18 protein-coding genes are annotated in these 17,216 nt (G+C 46.7%); 14 read left to right on the forward strand and 4 right to left on the reverse strand.

The features are described from left to right. Positions 1-15: 15 nt before the first annotated feature. From GKZ89_RS12510 to GKZ89_RS12525, 4 genes are all read left to right on the forward strand, one after another. Positions 16-471, forward strand: coding sequence for a DMT family transporter (locus tag GKZ89_RS12510; RefSeq protein WP_155112743.1), 456 nt, complete (start codon positions 16-18; stop codon positions 469-471). A gap of 73 nt (positions 472-544) precedes the next feature. Then, positions 545-967, forward strand: a complete 423-nt coding sequence (locus GKZ89_RS12515) for a cytidine deaminase (protein ID WP_155112744.1) — start codon at positions 545-547, stop codon at positions 965-967. Positions 968-977: 10 nt separating this feature from the next. Continuing rightward, positions 978-1,316, forward strand: coding sequence for a YunG family protein (locus GKZ89_RS12520; RefSeq protein WP_155112745.1), 339 nt, complete (start codon positions 978-980; stop codon positions 1,314-1,316). A gap of 41 nt (positions 1,317-1,357) precedes the next feature. Further along, complete coding sequence (locus GKZ89_RS12525; RefSeq protein WP_155112746.1) at positions 1,358-1,744, forward strand: hypothetical protein; 387 nt, start codon at positions 1,358-1,360, stop codon at positions 1,742-1,744. A gap of 108 nt (positions 1,745-1,852) precedes the next feature. Here GKZ89_RS12525 and GKZ89_RS12530 read toward each other — a convergent pair whose 3' ends face one another. Next, positions 1,853-2,308 carry a hypothetical protein gene (locus GKZ89_RS12530; RefSeq protein ID WP_155112747.1) on the reverse strand — a complete coding sequence of 152 codons (456 nt, stop codon included), beginning with the start codon at positions 2,306-2,308 and terminating at the stop codon, positions 1,853-1,855. Between the two features lie 223 nt (positions 2,309-2,531). Here GKZ89_RS12530 and GKZ89_RS12535 point away from each other — a divergent pair, with 223 nt between their 5' ends. The 6 genes from GKZ89_RS12535 to GKZ89_RS12560 all read left to right on the forward strand — a co-directional run bounded on the left by GKZ89_RS12535 (position 2,532) and on the right by GKZ89_RS12560 (position 9,681). Further along, a complete protein-coding gene (locus GKZ89_RS12535) occupies positions 2,532-3,530 on the forward strand; it encodes a LacI family DNA-binding transcriptional regulator (RefSeq protein WP_162356810.1) in 999 nt (332 codons plus the stop codon). Positions 3,531-3,674: 144 nt separating this feature from the next. Next, a complete protein-coding gene (locus tag GKZ89_RS12540; RefSeq protein WP_155112749.1) occupies positions 3,675-4,748 on the forward strand; it encodes an extracellular solute-binding protein in 1,074 nt (357 codons plus the stop codon). 53 nt (positions 4,749-4,801) lie between these two features. Next, positions 4,802-5,842, forward strand: a complete 1,041-nt coding sequence (locus tag GKZ89_RS12545; RefSeq protein ID WP_155112750.1) for an ABC transporter ATP-binding protein — start codon at positions 4,802-4,804, stop codon at positions 5,840-5,842. Between the two features lie 12 nt (positions 5,843-5,854). After that, positions 5,855-7,537, forward strand: a complete 1,683-nt coding sequence (locus GKZ89_RS12550; protein ID WP_162356812.1) for an ABC transporter permease — start codon at positions 5,855-5,857, stop codon at positions 7,535-7,537. A gap of 115 nt (positions 7,538-7,652) precedes the next feature. Further along, the gene (locus GKZ89_RS12555; RefSeq protein ID WP_155112752.1) at positions 7,653-8,504 is read left to right on the forward strand and encodes a sugar phosphate isomerase/epimerase family protein; all 852 of its coding nucleotides are present in this window, start codon (positions 7,653-7,655) and stop codon (positions 8,502-8,504) included. Next, positions 8,494-9,681: an MFS transporter gene (locus tag GKZ89_RS12560; protein ID WP_162356814.1), complete on the forward strand. Its 1,188-nt coding sequence runs from the start codon at positions 8,494-8,496 to the stop codon at positions 9,679-9,681. The genes GKZ89_RS12555 and GKZ89_RS12560 overlap by 11 nt, the downstream gene beginning before the upstream one ends. Positions 9,682-9,702: 21 nt before the next feature. Here the strand turns inward: GKZ89_RS12560 and GKZ89_RS12565 are convergent, their stop codons facing one another. Then, complete coding sequence (locus tag GKZ89_RS12565; RefSeq protein ID WP_155112754.1) at positions 9,703-9,930, reverse strand: hypothetical protein; 228 nt, start codon at positions 9,928-9,930, stop codon at positions 9,703-9,705. 115 nt (positions 9,931-10,045) lie between these two features. On the opposite strand from GKZ89_RS12565, the gene rlmD reads away from it, so the two are divergent. Both rlmD and GKZ89_RS12575 read left to right on the forward strand, forming a co-directional pair. Next, positions 10,046-11,440, forward strand: a complete 1,395-nt coding sequence (gene rlmD / locus GKZ89_RS12570) for a 23S rRNA (uracil(1939)-C(5))-methyltransferase RlmD (protein ID WP_155112755.1) — start codon at positions 10,046-10,048, stop codon at positions 11,438-11,440. A gap of 132 nt (positions 11,441-11,572) precedes the next feature. Next, positions 11,573-12,238, forward strand: coding sequence for a Type 1 glutamine amidotransferase-like domain-containing protein (locus GKZ89_RS12575; RefSeq protein ID WP_155112756.1), 666 nt, complete (start codon positions 11,573-11,575; stop codon positions 12,236-12,238). A gap of 65 nt (positions 12,239-12,303) precedes the next feature. On the opposite strand, the gene GKZ89_RS12580 is transcribed toward GKZ89_RS12575, so the two are convergent. Beyond that, on the reverse strand, positions 12,304-13,029 hold the full coding sequence (locus tag GKZ89_RS12580) for a hypothetical protein (protein ID WP_338324924.1): 726 nt from the start codon (positions 13,027-13,029) through the stop codon (positions 12,304-12,306). 174 nt (positions 13,030-13,203) lie between these two features. Here GKZ89_RS12580 and GKZ89_RS12585 point away from each other — a divergent pair, with 174 nt between their 5' ends. Beyond that, entirely contained in the window at positions 13,204-13,605 is a 402-nt protein-coding gene (locus tag GKZ89_RS12585) for a (deoxy)nucleoside triphosphate pyrophosphohydrolase (protein WP_155112757.1), read from the forward strand. Between the two features lie 108 nt (positions 13,606-13,713). After that, the gene (locus GKZ89_RS12590; RefSeq protein WP_155112758.1) at positions 13,714-16,617 is read left to right on the forward strand and encodes a DEAD/DEAH box helicase; all 2,904 of its coding nucleotides are present in this window, start codon (positions 13,714-13,716) and stop codon (positions 16,615-16,617) included. 93 nt (positions 16,618-16,710) lie between these two features. Here GKZ89_RS12590 and GKZ89_RS12595 read toward each other — a convergent pair whose 3' ends face one another. Continuing rightward, entirely contained in the window at positions 16,711-17,151 is a 441-nt protein-coding gene (locus GKZ89_RS12595; protein WP_155112759.1) for a MarR family winged helix-turn-helix transcriptional regulator, read from the reverse strand. Positions 17,152-17,216: the final 65 nt, after the last annotated feature.

Consider the following 17,216-nt stretch of genomic DNA (forward strand, 5'->3'; position numbering starts at 1 on the left):
AGGAGGAGATATAAAATGGGTTTGATTGTTGCATTATCATCTATCATTGGCGGGATCCTGCTGAGTGCACAGTCCTCCATCAACGGGGCTTTCAGCAGAAAGGCGGGAACGTATGAGAGTACGTTTCTGACATTTATCACGGGTGCGATGGTACTGATCATTGCTGTATTATTCTTCGGACAAGGGGATATCACAGGTATACTCGATGCCCCGGCCTGGCAGCTGAGTGCGGTCTGGTTCGGGGTCGGTTATCTGTTCCTGACCGTCCTTGCTGTCCCGCAAATCGGGGTCATCGCCGCGAATATCGCAACGGTGATCGGCCAGCTGAGTGCGGGCATCCTAATTGACCACTTCGGCTTCTTTGGTGGAACGGTGATCTCCTTTGACTGGCAGCGGGCCTTGGCGCTCGTACTTATGATTGCCGCATTGAGACTCGTTTACATCAGTAATAAAAAAGCAGAACAAAAGTAAGCACCTCCGGCTGGAGGTGCTTTTTTGAAATGTTTGGTAAAATAAAGGAATTCAATCAGACAGAGGTGAGAGCATGCGATATATTGAGTTAACGGAAGAGGATCAGGAACTGGTCAGTGCTGCACAGGAAATAATCCGGAAGCTTTATGAAGAAGACAAACACCATGTAGGGGCAGCCATTCGGACAAAAACCGGAGAGACCATCTCTGCTGTCCATATCGAAGCGTACATAGGGCGGGTAACGGTTTGCGCCGAAGCCATCGCGATTGGAACCGCCATTTCAAATGACCAGAAAGATTTCGAAACCATCGTTGCGGTCCGGCATCCTCATCCTGATGAAACCGACCAGAGGATCCGGGTCGTCAGTCCATGCGGCATGTGCCGGGAACTGATTTCGGACTATGCGCCTGACTGCCAGGTGATCCTGGAGGTCGACGGTTCTCTGGTGAAAACGCCGATTAAAGAATTGATTCCGTTTAAATATTCCAGAAGCTGAAGGTGAAAAAATGACCAAAAACGAGCAAATGCTTGCCGCACTGCAGCAATCGTGGTCCATTGAGACGAGTTCGAAGTGGACGAAAGACAACCCCGCCGCCGGACAATGCGGAGTGACAGCACTTGTCGTTAGCGACTGGCTTGGCGGGGAGATTCTGAAAACGCAGCTTCCGGACGGCTGGCACTATTATAACCGGATTGAAGGAATCCGCTGTGATTTTACCGCGTCCCAATTTAGCGCGAAAATCCCGTATTCAGATACCCCCTCATCAAGAGAAGAAGCGTTCACGGATACAAACGAAAGGCAATATGAATGTCTGAAGGAGAAGGTGGCAGCAGCTCACAATTGAAATGCTGCAAGTAAAAAAGTAAAAATCCGAGGAGGCTCTCCATGTCCGACATCACCTTCATGGCATCATCAAAGAAGTTCGTAATCCCTGATGAAATAGAGCAATACAACAACCGCAGAGTGTTTGAACGGGAAGAGGACTTCATGCAGCTTTGGGTGCAAAAAGCTCACCCTTATTGGCTTGAGGAACTGGAAAAGGGCCTGTTTATATTGCCATACATTTACGAAATTTCCGGCGTTGGTAATGCTTTATTCCTCCTGTATCTGGAGAAGTACATGGAAACAGGGGATGAGCTGGAGCTGCTGTATATTCCGAATCAGCATGCTTTCAGAGACTACGAGAGAAGGATGCTTGATAACCCTCGGCATTTTTGGATCAACACAGGCAGCCTTGACGTACAAGGACCGCTACGGGACGTATCAGCTTAACCCAAAAAATTGGACAGAAGAGCTATGCCATAAAAATTATTTAACGGAGTTCGGCATCACCACAATCGTCAAATACTAAAAAAACCGCCCATTACGGCGGTTTTTCACTCACTGCTCTTTCAAAAGCTCCAGAATCTCTCTCATCTGTATAAGGTCCCTCGGTGTTTCCTCTTCTTCTTTTTCCGCATCATGCAGCGGGGAGAGAAAATGCTCGTAGGCCTTGGCGAATTCCACAAGGAATACATCTGCCGGGAAGGATGTTTCTTCGATGGTCGCGAGAGAGGCGGAGGGCATCTTTTTAATGTCTATCCGTCCCCGATCCTCACTGAAGCGGAAGACGACCGAATGATCTGATTCCACTCCAAAAGGCGTTACTTCGAATGAATCAAACTTGCGGATCAGTTTCATCGCTACATCATACAGAATATTCTTCGAAACCTCGGTCAAAAATTGAACCGATTTGCCATTGTATGTAAACACGAACCGCGTATCGCTGTTCAGATAATGAATGAAATGATCTCCCTCTGTCAGACTCTCTGCTCCCAATGCCTCGATCGTAATCACTGCATCCTCTCCTCTCCTTTTCATTAGGTATATTATACCAAGTTTTGTGTTACAGCAGAGTATCAATTCGGTAACATGCTAAATAAAAAAAGGTTAAGCAGGGCCTTCCAGGAATTAATACTTGTTTTAATATTTTGTAAAAGTTACGCAAATCTGTTTCTATTTTACGCAAACTGGGCTATCTTTCTAGTAACGCTGATTAAAGAAAATGGTGGGGCTGGATATGACAACTATTAAAGACATTGCCGTAAAAGCAGATGTTTCAATCGCAACCGTATCAAGAATCTTAAGCGGAAACAAAACGTATACCTTTTCCCAGGCCACCATCGACCGGGTCAGGAACGCAGCCGCGGAGCTGAACTATGGTCCTCCCAGGAAAAAGAAGCAGAAACAAGAACCGGCTGCTGCTTCCGGATTGACCATTGCAGCCGTATTTTGGTTTGAAGAAGCCCAGGAAGAGGATTATTTGTATTACAGGGAAATCAGGCGCGGAATGGAGAGGCGGTTCGCAGGAGAAGCGATTTCGTTTTCCAGCTATTATTCTTTGAAGCACCTGCCGGAAAACGCAGACGGGATTATCGCGGTGGGGAAGTTCTCGGCAGCGGAGGTCGAGCGGCTGTCTGCCATAACCTCACATCTCGTTTTCGTGGATTCCTCACCGGATCCGCTCGCGTACAGCAGTGTAACCGCTGATTTCTTCGATGCCATGAAATCCATCATCCGTTACTTGATCGGCACCGGACATAAGAAAATCGGGTATATCGGAAAGAAGGAGTATGTAGGGGACGGTTCTGAAGAGTATCCGGACCTGAAAGAGGAAAGCTATAAGCTGATTGCCATCGCTGAAGGGATTTATCATCCGGATTATCTTTACGTTATAGAAGATCCAACCCCTTCCGCAGGATTTAAGATTGCCAGCCATTCGATGACAGAAAACATGCCTGATGCGTTTATCGTTTTTTCAGATACGGTGGCAATAGGCGTTCTGAGCGCCTTTCAGGAAGCGGGAGTGAAGATACCGGGCGATGTGTCGATCATCAGCTTTGATGATCTCCCGATTGCACAATATACCTTTCCTTCTCTCAGCACCGTTAAAATCCATACGGAACATATGGGAGCCTCAGCAGTCGATTTGCTCATGGGAGAACTGTCAGAGAAAACCGACTTTCCGAGAAAAGTAGTGATCCCATACGAAATCATGATTCGAAACAGCAGCCGGTAGGCTGCTGTTTTTACGTAATAATAATTTTATTTGCGTGATTATTTACGCTTTATTTACATAATGTTTATGCTTCTTTCATTTCTGTTTTACACAGCCTCTATATGATTAAACGTGTAAGAAGAAACGAATACGGGAGGTAACAACATGTTCAGAAACGTGAAGTTCTTATCTTTTTTCCTAATAGTGATAGTGGCTTTGACCGGCTGTTCATCAAGTGCTGCGGATCAGCCTTCGGGCAGCAATGCTTCAAAGGAAGAGGGAGACCAAAAAGTAGTGGTGTATTCTCCCCACGGTGAAGAAATGCTTCAGGAAGTGGCAGGGATGTTCAAAGAAGAAACAGGGATTGAAATGGAATTTCTTACAATGGGCGGCGGTGAACTCGTTGACCGGATCCGTGCTGAAAAAGCGAACCCGCAGGCTGACATCATTTATGGAAACCCCTCATCCGTTTTTAACGAAATGAAAAACGATAACCTTCTCGCTGAATCCTCTCCAACGTGGGCGAAAGAAATCGACCCGATGTTCAAAGACCAGGATAACCGCTGGTACGGAACAATCCAGACGCCAGTCGTCATGTTTTACAACCACGACGTCCTGAGTGAACAGGATGCACCGAAAGACTGGAAAGACCTCGCAGATCCAAAATATAAAGATCAAATCATCGTGCGCAGCACAACATCTGCAGCATCCCGTGCAACCTTCGCGAGCCTGATTGACCAATATGATCAACAAGGGACGCTGGAAAAAGAAGGCTGGGACTTCATCAAGCAAATGGACAGCAACATTAAAAAGCAAGTCTCTGATTCTTCCATGGTGTTCCAGGCGATTGCTAGAGAAGAAGGAAGCATCGGCTTCTGGACGCTTGACGGTGTCATCGACAACGTGGAAAACAACAACATGCCATTTACGATGGTAAACGCAGAGAGCGGGAGCCCGGTTATCACTGATGGAATTGCTGTGATCGAAGGGGCGAAAAATCAAAGCGCTGCTGAAAAATTCATCGAATTCGCCGGAAGCAAAGAAGTTCAGGAAAAACTGGCAAACGACTTCAACCGTATGCCTACAAACAAAGAAGCACTGCAATCCTCACCGGACTGGATGAAAAACTTTGATTACAAAGCGATGGATGTCGACTGGGAGAACCTCGCTGAAAACTCTTCCGAATGGCTTCAAAACTATGAAGATAACGTGAGGGACTCTTCAAAAGTAGAACAATAAATCCGGAGGGGCTAACAACCCCTCTTTCTCTTTTTAAGATAGGAGGAGCTTTCATGTCATCTGTGAGAATGAACGGAGTAAGCAAGCAATTTGGCGATTACAAGGCGGTAGACCGGCTTGAGCTTAAAGTGGGGGAAGGGGAATTTTTCACCTTTCTCGGACCATCAGGCTGCGGGAAAACGACCACACTAAGAATGATATCCGGATTCGCCTATCCTGATGAGGGAACGGTGTACATCGGCGATGAAAATGTAACCTATACAGCCCCTGAAAAGCGGGATATCGGGATGGTGTTTCAAAATTACGCCCTGTTTCCCCATATGAACGTGTTTGAGAACGTGGCATACGGACTGAAAATGAAAAAGTTCAAGAAAGCGGAAATCAAAGACCGGGTCGAAAAGTATTTGCACATGGTTGAGCTCGGCGGCTATGAAAGCAGGAAAATCTCCGAGCTTTCCGGCGGCCAGCAGCAGCGGATCGCACTGGCACGCTCGCTTGCGATGGAGCCCCGCATCCTTCTTCTGGATGAACCGCTCTCCAACCTCGATGCAAAATTGAGAGAAACGATGCGCGTCGAGCTGAAAAAGATTCAAAAAGACTTAGGGATCACGACGATCTATGTCACCCATGACCAGACGGAGGCTTTAACGATGTCTGATAAGATCGCCGTTTTCAACAAGGGAGTCTGCCAGCAGATCAGTACTCCTGAGACACTCTATGATCAGCCGGCGAATGAATTTGTCGCTTCATTTATTGGGGAAGCGAACCTGTTCCCCGTAAAAAAAGAGCCGGAAGGAATCTCTGTTGGCGGAAGCACCTTCTTGAAAACCGGTGCAAAAAGGAGCGGAGACTTTGCACTCATCCGCCCTGCTTCCATCTCGCTATCAAAATTGAAGCTGCAGGACCTGAACTGTTTTCCGGGTACGATTACGGATAAGCAATTTTACGGGACCCATACCGCCTACACGGCTGCAGCTGAAGGGCTGAACTGGAAAATCAACTCCTTCCATCAAACAGAAGGCCACTATCAGCCGGGAGATTCCATTTTTATCTCCATCCATCCGGATGACATTGACCTTGTGCCAGGGGTGTAGGGGGGGATGAAGATGAGCGGTAAAACGAAGAAAAACCTCCTGACCGGACTGGCACTGATTCCCCTGCTTTGGATCCTGATCGGCTTTATTTTATATCCTGCACTCAATACGCTTGCGATCAGCCTTTTTACTGAAAAGGGTTTTGTACTGGACTATTATCAGCAGTTTTTTACGTATACGAAAAACATGGAGGCATTTGGGAACACGATTCTAATCGGGTTTGCAACGGTTCTGATCTGCGGTGTAATCGGGACGGCGCTCGCCTTTTTCACGAATGCCTTTGAGTTTCCCGGAAAAAGGCTCGTCAATCTGATGCTGCTTTCTCCGATCATGCTTCCGGGTGTAGTCACGACACTCGTCTTCATGCAGCTGTACAGCGAGAGCGGACTGGTCACAAAGACGGTCCAGCTGCTGTTTTCCATGAATGAACCTCCCTTTGAGCTGAAGGGGTTTTGGGGAATCATGTTTATTCATGCGTACACCCAATATATCTTTTTTTACGTGAACATTTCAGCAGGCCTGAAACGGATTGATTATTCACTGATTGAAGCGGCGAAAAATATGGGTGCGTCCAACTGGAACGTCTTCCGGACCGTGATCCTGCCGCTCATGACACCGGCCCTTGTCGCCGCCTCGATCCTGACCTTTATGACCGCCGTCGGATCGTTCGCCGCCCCCGCTTTAGTCGGAGGCTCGTTCCGGGTGATGAGTGTCCAGATCCTCATGTCCAAGGTGAACAACTTCATTGAATTGGCCGCGGTACAGGGCATCATGCTCTCGCTTATTTCCATCCTGTTCCTGCTTTTCATGAGATGGTATGAGTCGCGCAAGGATTACACGATCTCAACGAAGGGGAGAGTGGTCGGCACCATTAAAATTGAAAAAGCCTGGATGAAGTGGATTTTCGGAATCCTTTCCGGCACAGTGGTGCTGATGATCATCCTTCCGGTGTTCGCACTCATCCTGCTGTCCTTTGTGAAGCAGGGGACGTGGATTGCTGAAATCTATCCGACGCAGTTCAGCCTGGAGAACTATACGGCTTTCTTTACGGAGCCGAGGGTCATGCAGCCGTTCATCAACAGCTTCAACATGGCGGTTCTTTCGACGGCACTTGCGGTAGTAGTGGGGAGCATTTCCTCTTATATCATTATCAAAACAAAGCTTAAAGTAAAATGGCTGATCGAAGTACTCGTCCTGCTGCCGTGGGCGCTTCCGGCGAGCACCGTTGCGATCAACATGGTGATTGGCTTTAACGTTCCGACGGTTTTCACGTTTAACCAGGTGCTGGCGGGAAGCTACTGGATTCTTCCGCTTACGTATTTTGTCGGCATGCTGACCCTCATCGTCCGCTCCACCAATGCTTCTCTGCTGCAGCTCCATTCGTCCATCGAAGAAGCTTCCAGGAGTCTTGGGGCGAGCTGGTTTGCGACCTTCAGGAAAATCGTCATCCCGATCGCCATGCCGGGAATCATGGCGGGTGCCCTGCTTGGCTTTGTCGGAGCTTTGGGGGACTACACGTCATCGGCCCTCATGTATACGGTGCATAACGTTCCGATCTCAGTTGAGATGATCAGTAAAATGTACAACTTTAACATCGGTTTATCGATGACATACGGAGTGATACAAGTGGTCATTACCGCTGCCATCATCCTGCTCAGCCAGAAGCTTGGGAAAATTGGGGACTTTAAATTTTAAGCTATGTAAAAGTATGGCATTCCTTAATAACACCTGTTGATTGGAGCGAACGCCTGCTAGCTGCAATCAACAGCCAAGTTTAAAAGAGCCAAAATTTAAAAAGAAGGTGCATTTTATGATAAAAGGATACCATATTCCCCTTGGGTTTAAAGAGAGAGAGATTATCGAAATCGGGACAGAGCTTTTAAGCGGCGGTTATTATGAAGCGATTGAAATCAAGTATCCATTTGGCATGGAGTCCTATGATTCGGAGAGTTATCTGAACGGAATCGGTGAGTTAATGAAGCAATTTTCACCGGAAGTGACCATGCATATTCCGACGAACCTCGATATCGGCCATGCGAATCCGGCTGTTCACAGCGTGATCATGGATGAGATCAAGCGGTCCATCGATTTTGCCGGGGAGTACGATGTATCGTACCTTCCGATCCACCCCGGTACAATCGGAACGATGGATATCCCTGATCGCGACGGCAGTGAAATCAAAGAACTGCTGATTGCGGCAAGCGAAAAGAAAAAGCTGCAGGCGCGGGAAGCGACGGTAAAAAGCATTGTGCAGCTGTCCGACTATCTGGCCGGAAGCACCATGAAACTGGCGCTTGAAAATGTGCTATTGCCGCAGGAAATCGTCTATTCCCCTGGCGAGCTTGATGACATGCTAAAAGCCGTGAACCGGAAAAATGTCGAGGCGCTTTTTGACTGTGGGCATTCCAACCGGTGCGGGATTGATCCGGCTGACTTCATCCATACACTGGAATCAAAGCTTGGCCATGTTCATATTAATGACAATGATGGGTCATGTGATCTTCATTTAAGCATGGGAAAAGGGAACATTGATTACACGCGGATGTTCCAGGCCCTGAAAAACAAAGCGTACGGGGGGATCGTTGTAATGGAGACCATTTACAAGAGCGCGGCAGACCTGATACTGGATGCGGAGAAGCTGGACCGGTATATTGGCAGCTAAAAAGATCCGGCCGTATCAAACCTTTTATTTTTCCTTCAGCTGGATGCTGGCCGTCTCGCAAGGCTTCTTCCTTGCCTATCTGATCAGCAAGGGATATTCGAACACAGCGATCGGCTGGATTCTTGCCATCAACACCATTACAGGAATTGCAGGCCAGATCGGCACGGGGATTCTCTGCGACTGGCTGAAGAAAATGAAGAGCATTTTTATCATCTGGGTCGTGCTGCTGAGTGCGGTGACACTCCTGCTGTATACCGTGGAACTCCTTCCGCTGTTTATCACGGCCGTTATCGCTGTCTCTTTCTTTCAGTCCGCCCTGATCGGCCTGATTGACAGCTGGATCATTGAAACGGATGAAGAAGTAAAAAGCCGATTCGGAGAAATCCGTGCATTCGGCTCACTCGGCTTCGGGATTTCAATGATCGTTACAGGCGGAATTTTAAGCATAACTGGCTATTGGCTCGTGCCATATCTTTTTTTCCTGTTTGCCCTGCTGCTTCTCGCTGTGATCCGGACATTGGAAAACCCGTCATCCAAGCAGGCTGCTCCAGAAATTAAAGCGAAAGACTTGTTCCGCATCCTGCAAAACCGCCGCTTTCTCTGGCTGAATTGGATTTATATTCTCTTTTATATGCTGCTCGGGATGATCGGGATGTACACGGTGCTTTTGATCGAACAGGGCGGCGGAACCGCCTTTCATATCGGGCTGTTCACGGCACTCGTCGCGTTCTCGGAAATCCCGATGTTCTTTCTCGCCAGAACCCTTGTCAGCAGGTGGACCCACATGTCCATCCTTCTCGCAGCGATCCTGTTCATGCTGCTCCGCATTGCTGTCCTGTTCTTCTTCCAGGATGTGACGGTATTGATACTTTCCGGCGTGCTGCAGGGCATCACGATGCCGCTCTTTATGACCGCTTCCAAACAGCTGACAGATGATGTCGCAGCACCGGGATACCGGACGACGATGCAGATGGTCTCGATCGCTGCCTATTTAGGGATCGGCGGGGGAATCACGTCCGCTCTCGCAGGCTGGCTGTCCGATACGTTTACAATCCAGACGGCACTGATCGGCTATACAGGACTGAATATCTTCGCTGCCGCGGCTGCCGTTCTATACTTAATGAAATACTATAAGCCGGTCAGGCAAAAAGAAATGCAAGAGGAGCTTCCTTTATGAGGGGAGCTCTTTTTTGGATGGTTAAAAAACCAGGCCAAAGGTGAAAATCGCGGCTAATGTAAAGGCTGTCAGTCCGTATACAACCGGCCGCCATTTTTGCCCCCTGACTTCCCAGGCTCTGTAAGCGTAAAAAACCGCAAGTAACGCTGCGTAGAATTTGGTGATCGTATCCGTGTACTCCCTGAAAATCAAGTTGCATATAAAGATCACACCCAGCGTTGTGAAAAATCCGATATCTATCTTCTTCAACGAAATTCCCCCTTTTTCACAGTATACCATTTTATGTAAGAGGTTCGTTCCCTTGAATGTTTCTCACCTGAATATGATAAAATGGAGAAAGCATACTTTGAAAAGGACGAGAAAAATGCCTAAAACAGAAGTACCCGTACAGAAGAATGAATACTACGATTTAACCTTTGAAGATCTGACCCACGAAGGAGCCGGAGTGGCGAAGGTTCAGGGGTTTCCTATATTTGTGCAGAACGTTCTCCCGGGGGAGAGTGCGAAAGTCAAGATCATCAAGGTGAAAAAAGGTTTCGCCTTCGGGCGCCTCATGGCACTGACGGAGGAGAGCCCGGAACGGGTCGAGGCTCCGTGCCCGATCTACAAGGAGTGCGGCGGCTGCCAGCTGCAGCATCTGAGCTATAAAGGCCAGCTCGACTTCAAGCAAAAGCAGGTCGAAAACGTCCTCAGCCGGATCGGCAAGCTGGACCTTGACCGGATAACGGTCCATCCGACACTCGGCATGAATGATCCGTGGAACTACCGCAACAAAGCCCAGGTTCCGGTCGGCGAACGCGAAGGCGCACTCGTTGCCGGCTTCTACCAGCAGCGTTCCCATGAAATCATCGACATGCAGAAATGCCTCATCCAGCAGGCGGAAAACGATGATGTTGTCCAGGCAGTCAAAGAGATCTGCAGCCGCCGCGGCATCCGGGCGTATAAGGAAGAAACCCACAAAGGCTGGCTCCGCCACATCATGGTACGCTACGGCCAGGTGAGCGGGGAAATGATGGTCGTCTTTGTGACAAGAACGAACGACTTCCCGCACAAAACCGAAATCATCGAAGAAATCACGAGCCGGTTCGGACAGGTGAAATCCATTGTCCAAAACATCAACATCAAGCGCACGAACGTCATCTTCGGCGACGAAACAAACGTCCTCTGGGGCGAAGAATACATCTACGACAGCATCGGTGACATCCGCTTTGCGATCTCGGCAAGGTCGTTCTACCAGGTCAACCCGGAGCAAACGAAAGTGCTCTACGACAAAGCACTGGAATACGCCGAGCTCACTGGAGAAGAAACGGTCATCGACGCCTACTGCGGCATCGGAACGATCTCCCTGTTCCTCGCCCAGAAAGCGAAAAAAGTATACGGCGTCGAAATCGTCCCCGAAGCCATCGAAGACGCGAAACGCAACGCGGAACTGAACGGACTGAACAACGCAGAGTTTGGTGTAGGAGAAGCCGAAGTCGTCATCCCGAACTGGTACAAGCAGGGCATAAAAGCGGACACGATTGTCGTCGATCCGCCGCGCAAAGGCTGCGACGAAGCGCTGCTGAAAACCATCCTCGATATGAAGCCGAAGCGGGTGGTGTACGTAAGCTGCAACCCTGGAACACTTGCGAGAGACCTGCAGGTGCTCGAACAGGGAGGCTATGAGACGGTGGAAGTCCAGCCGGTCGACATGTTCCCGCAGACGATGCACTGTGAAGCGGTCGCGAAGATTGTTTTAAAAGAGGAAACAGACGCTTAATTTTTGGCGGCACAACGGTAACGAATGACCGGTGTGCCGCTTTTTACTATAGGTATTGTATGGAAGCAGAAGGATAACAGCGGAGCATGCAGAATAGGTAAACCAGAATAATGAAACGGAAGGAGTCATGATATGAAACTTCTGCTTACATCTGGCGGTGTCAAAAACAAAAGCATCCATGCCGCACTGGAAGACATGCTGGACAAACCGATCGCTGACTGCAGTGCTCTTTGTATCCCCACTGCAATGTATGGACACCCCTGGATTGGTCCCGGCGTCCAAGCCTGGAAGTTCATCACCGGAAAAGAAGAGAATCCTATGGTCAACCTGGGCTGGAAATCCGTAGGTATCCTAGAACTCACAGCACTGCCAAGCATCGGCGAAGAACGCTGGATGCCGCTCGTCAGGGAGACAGACGTCCTGCTCGTGAGTGGAGGCGACGCCCTCTACCTGAGTTACTGGATGCGGCAGTCCGGACTGGCAGACCTCTTGCCCTCCCTTAGTTCAGTCTATGTGGGAATGAGCGCCGGAAGCATGGTAATGGCACCTCATATCGGGGACTTCTTCGTCGGCTGGACTCCACCCAACGGCGGCGATGAAACACTGAATCTCGTCGATTTTTCCATCTTCCCGCATGTGGATCACGAGATGCTCCCGCATAACACGATGGCCGCTGCAGAGAAGTGGGCAGCCGGGATGAAGGGACCGGCTTATGCGATTGATGATGAGACAGCGATTAAGGTGGTGGATGGTGTGGTGGAAGTGGTTTCTGAGGGGAATTGGAAACGATTTATGTGAAAAGAAAAGCAGTTGGGATCGAACCACTCGATTCCAACTGCTTTTTCTGCGAGAGCTGCCTTACACTACCCTAGCTTTATCTTTTTAATGAGCTTTATAACTTCCTCATCATTCCCAGTATCTATGGATACTTTTTTTGTTTGCTTCAGTAAATCCTCATAAAATTCTTTCCCCGCCGGATACTGGCCATCCCAGCGTAAAGGGACGTTGTACACATTAACCGTGCCGTCTCCATTTCCGCTGTACGTGATCGATCCATCCACCAAGCGGGAACCCGCTAGCTGAATGACATCCTCCGGGTAAACTGCACTAGTGTCATCATCAGGATTGAGCGCTGTTCCAGCTGGAATCAGGCGGACATTCAATTCATCGATCTCCTGATTCGGCCCAAGCTGCAGCCAGACTCTCGCGTATTCGATTTCGTTGGATGAATAGCCAGCTAAAGGATCTTCATCATTTACAGCTGTACTGCCTGCATCCTCAGTCTTTGGTTCTTCCTCTTGTTCAGCTGGGCTGCTTACTTCTTCAGTCTTTGTTTCTTTCTCTTGTTCAGTTGAACTACTCGCTTCCTCTTTTTTGATTTCTACCGCAGGTTCCTCTGCTTCCGATTCACCTTCTTCTTTTACACGGTCTTCTTCAGCTGCATTCGTTTCTTTTACAGATTCAGAAGCCGCCTTCTCCTCAGGAGCCTCTGGTTTTGCCGCTTCGGTCTGATCGCTTTGGCAAGCAGTGAGCAGGAGAAGGATTGAAAATAGAGCAGAATAAGCATACTTTTTTGTGTGTTTTTTCAATTGAGTAGATCCTTTCTAAGAGGTATTTTTGGATAAATCTTCTATTTTAATTCTACGCGAATAATGAAGGTTTGTAAAAAGTGAATTTTGAAAGGCTATCTTGCACGTTCGTTTCAACTGTCTCTGAGGTAAGTTATAATAAAAACAGAATTACGACGGTTTTAGGAGGCTGCTATGAAAAAGAACATCCATGTAGTAGGCGCAGTAATCATTGAAGACGGCAAGATCCTCTGTGCCCAGCGGGGAGATGGGAAGGCGCTTCCTCTAAAGTGGGAATTCCCAGGTGGGAAAATTGAAGAGGGGGAAACTCCTCAAGAAGCGCTGCGCCGGGAGATAGAAGAAGAGATGCTTTGCAAGGTAGAAATCGGAGAAAAAATTGAAACAACGGTTTATGAATATGATTTCGGAATCGTCCATCTTACCACTTTTTACTGCCAGCTAAAGGAAGGCAAGCCAGTGTTAACCGAGCATGCGGCAATGAAGTGGCTATTGCCTAGTGAGTTGCACACACTGGATTGGGCTCCAGCGGATATTCCAGCTATTGAAAAGATCTCAAAAGAATTTATTGTTCATTGATAGAGAGCTACTCACAAATTGTGGGTAGCTTTTTATTATTCTCCTAAATTTGCAGGGTCTACCAAATTATCTTACAATAAAAGAATACTTGGTAAATAAGGGGATATTATGTCAAATTTGGTTGAGAAATTAAAGAATTCTTTACATAAAGGATTTATTGATAAGCAAACAGTCTCAGGTCATTTTCGACCTGAATTATTGGTAAATAACACTCGGAAAAACGAAAATGTTTTAAACGCTGTACTGGAGGAATTGGAGAAAAGCATCGACTTTATTTTTTCCGTGGCGTTTATTACTGAGAGTGGATTAGCCACATTAAAATCCCATTTGCTAGATTTAAAGCAAAAGGGAATTCGTGGACGAATTTTAACGTCCACCTTTTTAAACTTTAACCAGCCAAAAGTATTCAAAGAGCTGCTAAAGCTAGAAAATGTAGACGTGCGGACAACGGATATAAAAGGTTTCCACTCTAAGGGGTATATTTTCAAACACGATACGCATTATTCACTTATCGTAGGCAGTTCGAACTTAACAGCTCATGCCCTAAAGGTAAATTACGAGTGGAATGTGAAGCTCACTTCTCATGAAGATGGGGAGATCATTCACCATTTCAAAAATCAGTTTGAAGAGGTGTGGGAGAATGCCCATCAGCTTACTTCTGAGTGGATAGAAAATTACGAAAAGTCATACATCCCTCCAGCACGACCAAATGAAATTAATCAACTAGTTGAAATGCCTGCTTCCTATGAAACGAATGCTTTGAAGGAAGCTCTGAAGATTGTCCCGAATAAGATGCAGGAGGCAGCCCTATCGCAAATTGCTGCTGTGAGAGAGAACGGAAAAGATAAAGGCATCATTATCTCTGCAACTGGGACAGGGAAAACTTATTTATCAGCGTTTGACGTACGCCGTTATGCTCCAAAGAGAATGCTCTTTATTGTCCACCGTGAACAAATTCTTTCGAAGGCGAAATCTGACTTCCTGAAGATTCTGGGAGGGATCGAATCTGATTTTGGAATTTACTCAGGGAACAACAAACAGACACAAGCAAAATATTTGTTTGCGACAATCCAAACCATTTCAAAAGAGGCAAATCTAAATCAGTTTGATCCTAGAGAATTTGATTATATTTTAATTGATGAAGTGCATAAGGCTGGGGCTGCTTCTTACCGTCGAGTCATTGAGTACTTTCAACCGAAGTTTATGATGGGGATGACCGCTACACCTGAACGGACAGATCATTTTAATGTTTATCAACTATTTGATTACAACATTGCCTACGAAATTCGCTTGCAGGAAGCATTAGAGGAAGATATGCTATGTCCTTTTCATTATTTTGGCGTCACCGACATGGTGTATGACGGGCAACTGTTAGATGAAGAGGTCTCTTTCTCAAAATTGGTTGATACAGAAAGAGTGGATCATATTGTAGAGAAGCTCAACTACTATGGACACTCTGGGGACACAGTTAAAGGGTTGATCTTCTGTAGTAGAAAAGATGAAGCAGCGAAGCTTTCCATTGAACTAAACAATAGAGGGTTACGTACTGTTTCTTTAACGGGAGACGACTCGCAGGATGTAAGAATTCTTGCAGTAAACCAGCTGGAAAACGAGGCTTTAGATTATATTCTAACAGTTGATATTTTCAACGAGGGCATTGATATTCCTTGTGTCAATCAAGTGGTGATGCTTAGGCAAACACAATCCAGCATCGTTTTCATTCAGCAGCTAGGAAGAGGTCTTCGTAAACATCTCTCCAAAGAGTATGTAACCATTATTGATTTTATCGGTAACTATAAAAACAACTATTTGATCCCAGTCGCCTTATCAGGGGACAAGTCACAAAACAAGGACAACATCCGCCGTCATGTGAAGGATACAAGCTATATTAAAGGCGTATCAACGATCAATTTTGAAGAAATCGCTAAAAAGCAAATATTTAAGGCGATTACGAACAGTAAGTTAACATCATTCAAAGTGTTAAAAGAAGCTTATAAGGAGCTGGAAAATCGCATCGGAAGAGTTCCCGAGCTTTATGATTTTATCCAGCATAACTCCATAGATCCAGTCGTTATCGTAGAGGAGCATTTCAATTACTATCAGTTTTTACAAAAAATGAAAGTGGATGTTCCAGTTATTACGGATTATGAAAGCAAGGTCCTCACGATGCTCTCATTAGAGATCTTAAATGGACAACGGCTGCATGAAATTGTATTACTAGACCTTTTGATGATGCAAGATAAAGTAAGTGTTCCGCTATTTACAGAAAGACTGCTTGATCTTAATTGTCAAATGAGTGCAGAGACCCTTACCTCTGTTCGTCGAGTATTCGATCTTTCCTTTTTTACACAAGTTAGCCGAAAAAAATACGGAGAGCTACCAATTATTGAATTAGAAGGAACAGACTTTGCTTTTAGCCAGCTGGTGAAGGATCGGCTTTCAACCAATTCTTATTTTAGAAGAATGGTTGAAGATCTTATTAAAAGTGCCAAAGTTAAGGCGAAATCCTTTCAATGCAATCAGCTGCTAACCATTAATCAGAAGTATTCGCGAAAGGATGTCTGTAAGCTCCTCAATTGGAAAAATGACGAAAGCTCAACAGTATATGGGTACAAAACAAAGCACCAAACATGCCCTATTTTCATTACGTATCATAAGAAAAGTGAAGTAGAAGAAAGCATAAATTATGGGGACGAATTTTTAAGTCAGGATCTACTAAAATGGTTTACGAGAAGCAATCGAACCCTGGAATCAAAAGAAGTAAAGGAGATTATCCAAGCTGACGAAGCCAACATTGATCTTCATATCTTTGTGAAAAAAGAAGACGGGGAAGGTAGTGATTTTTATTACCTAGGCAAGGCCCACCCCGATAAGGAGAACATTAACCAAAGCAAGATGATCGCTAATGGAAAAGAACTTCCGGTTGTCCATGTTCATATGGTGATGGAGCAGCCGATCGATTATAAGATCTATCAGTACCTAGTGAATGGGGAAGAGCAGGTAAGTGAATAAAGGTAGGACAAAGGAAATTTAACGGTCATTAAGTGCGATGACTACTGTAAAAAAACAGACTTCCTAAAACGGAGAGTCTGTTTTTTTTGGGGGCTAGTCCTCTTTCACCCTCTCCCCAATCCTCCTAATCGACGCCACATCCTCCTCTGTAAGCAAACTCAAAAAATGTTCCTTAATCGCTGCTGATACTACGGGTCTGGCTTCATCCAACGCCGTTTTTCCGGCAACTGTAAGGATAACCTGTACCCCGCGGTCTGTGTCTGCTGGTTTTCTGCGGACGAGTCCGCGTTTTTCCATTCGGGTGAGATGGTGGGATAATCTGCTTTTGTCCCAGTCCATGGAGTCTGCGAGTTCCTGCTGGCGAAGCTCTCCATTGCCGAATTGATCGAGCCGGTCGAGGATGCCGAAGTCTCCTTCAGAGAGCCCGGTTTTGTCGGTAAGGTCTTTGACGACGCGGCCGAAGATGGTCTTGTAGGACCCTTTCCACATGTGCCATATATTCATTTCTTCTTGACTGATCAGATTTTTTTTCATGAGAGTATTTTATCATGGTTGACGTATCAACCTCAAGAGGCTACAATGTGTTTAGGTTGACATAT

Origin of the sequence: Metabacillus mangrovi (assembly GCF_009711125.1) — a bacterium.
Taxonomy (GTDB): domain Bacteria; phylum Bacillota; class Bacilli; order Bacillales; family Bacillaceae; genus Metabacillus_B; species Metabacillus_B mangrovi.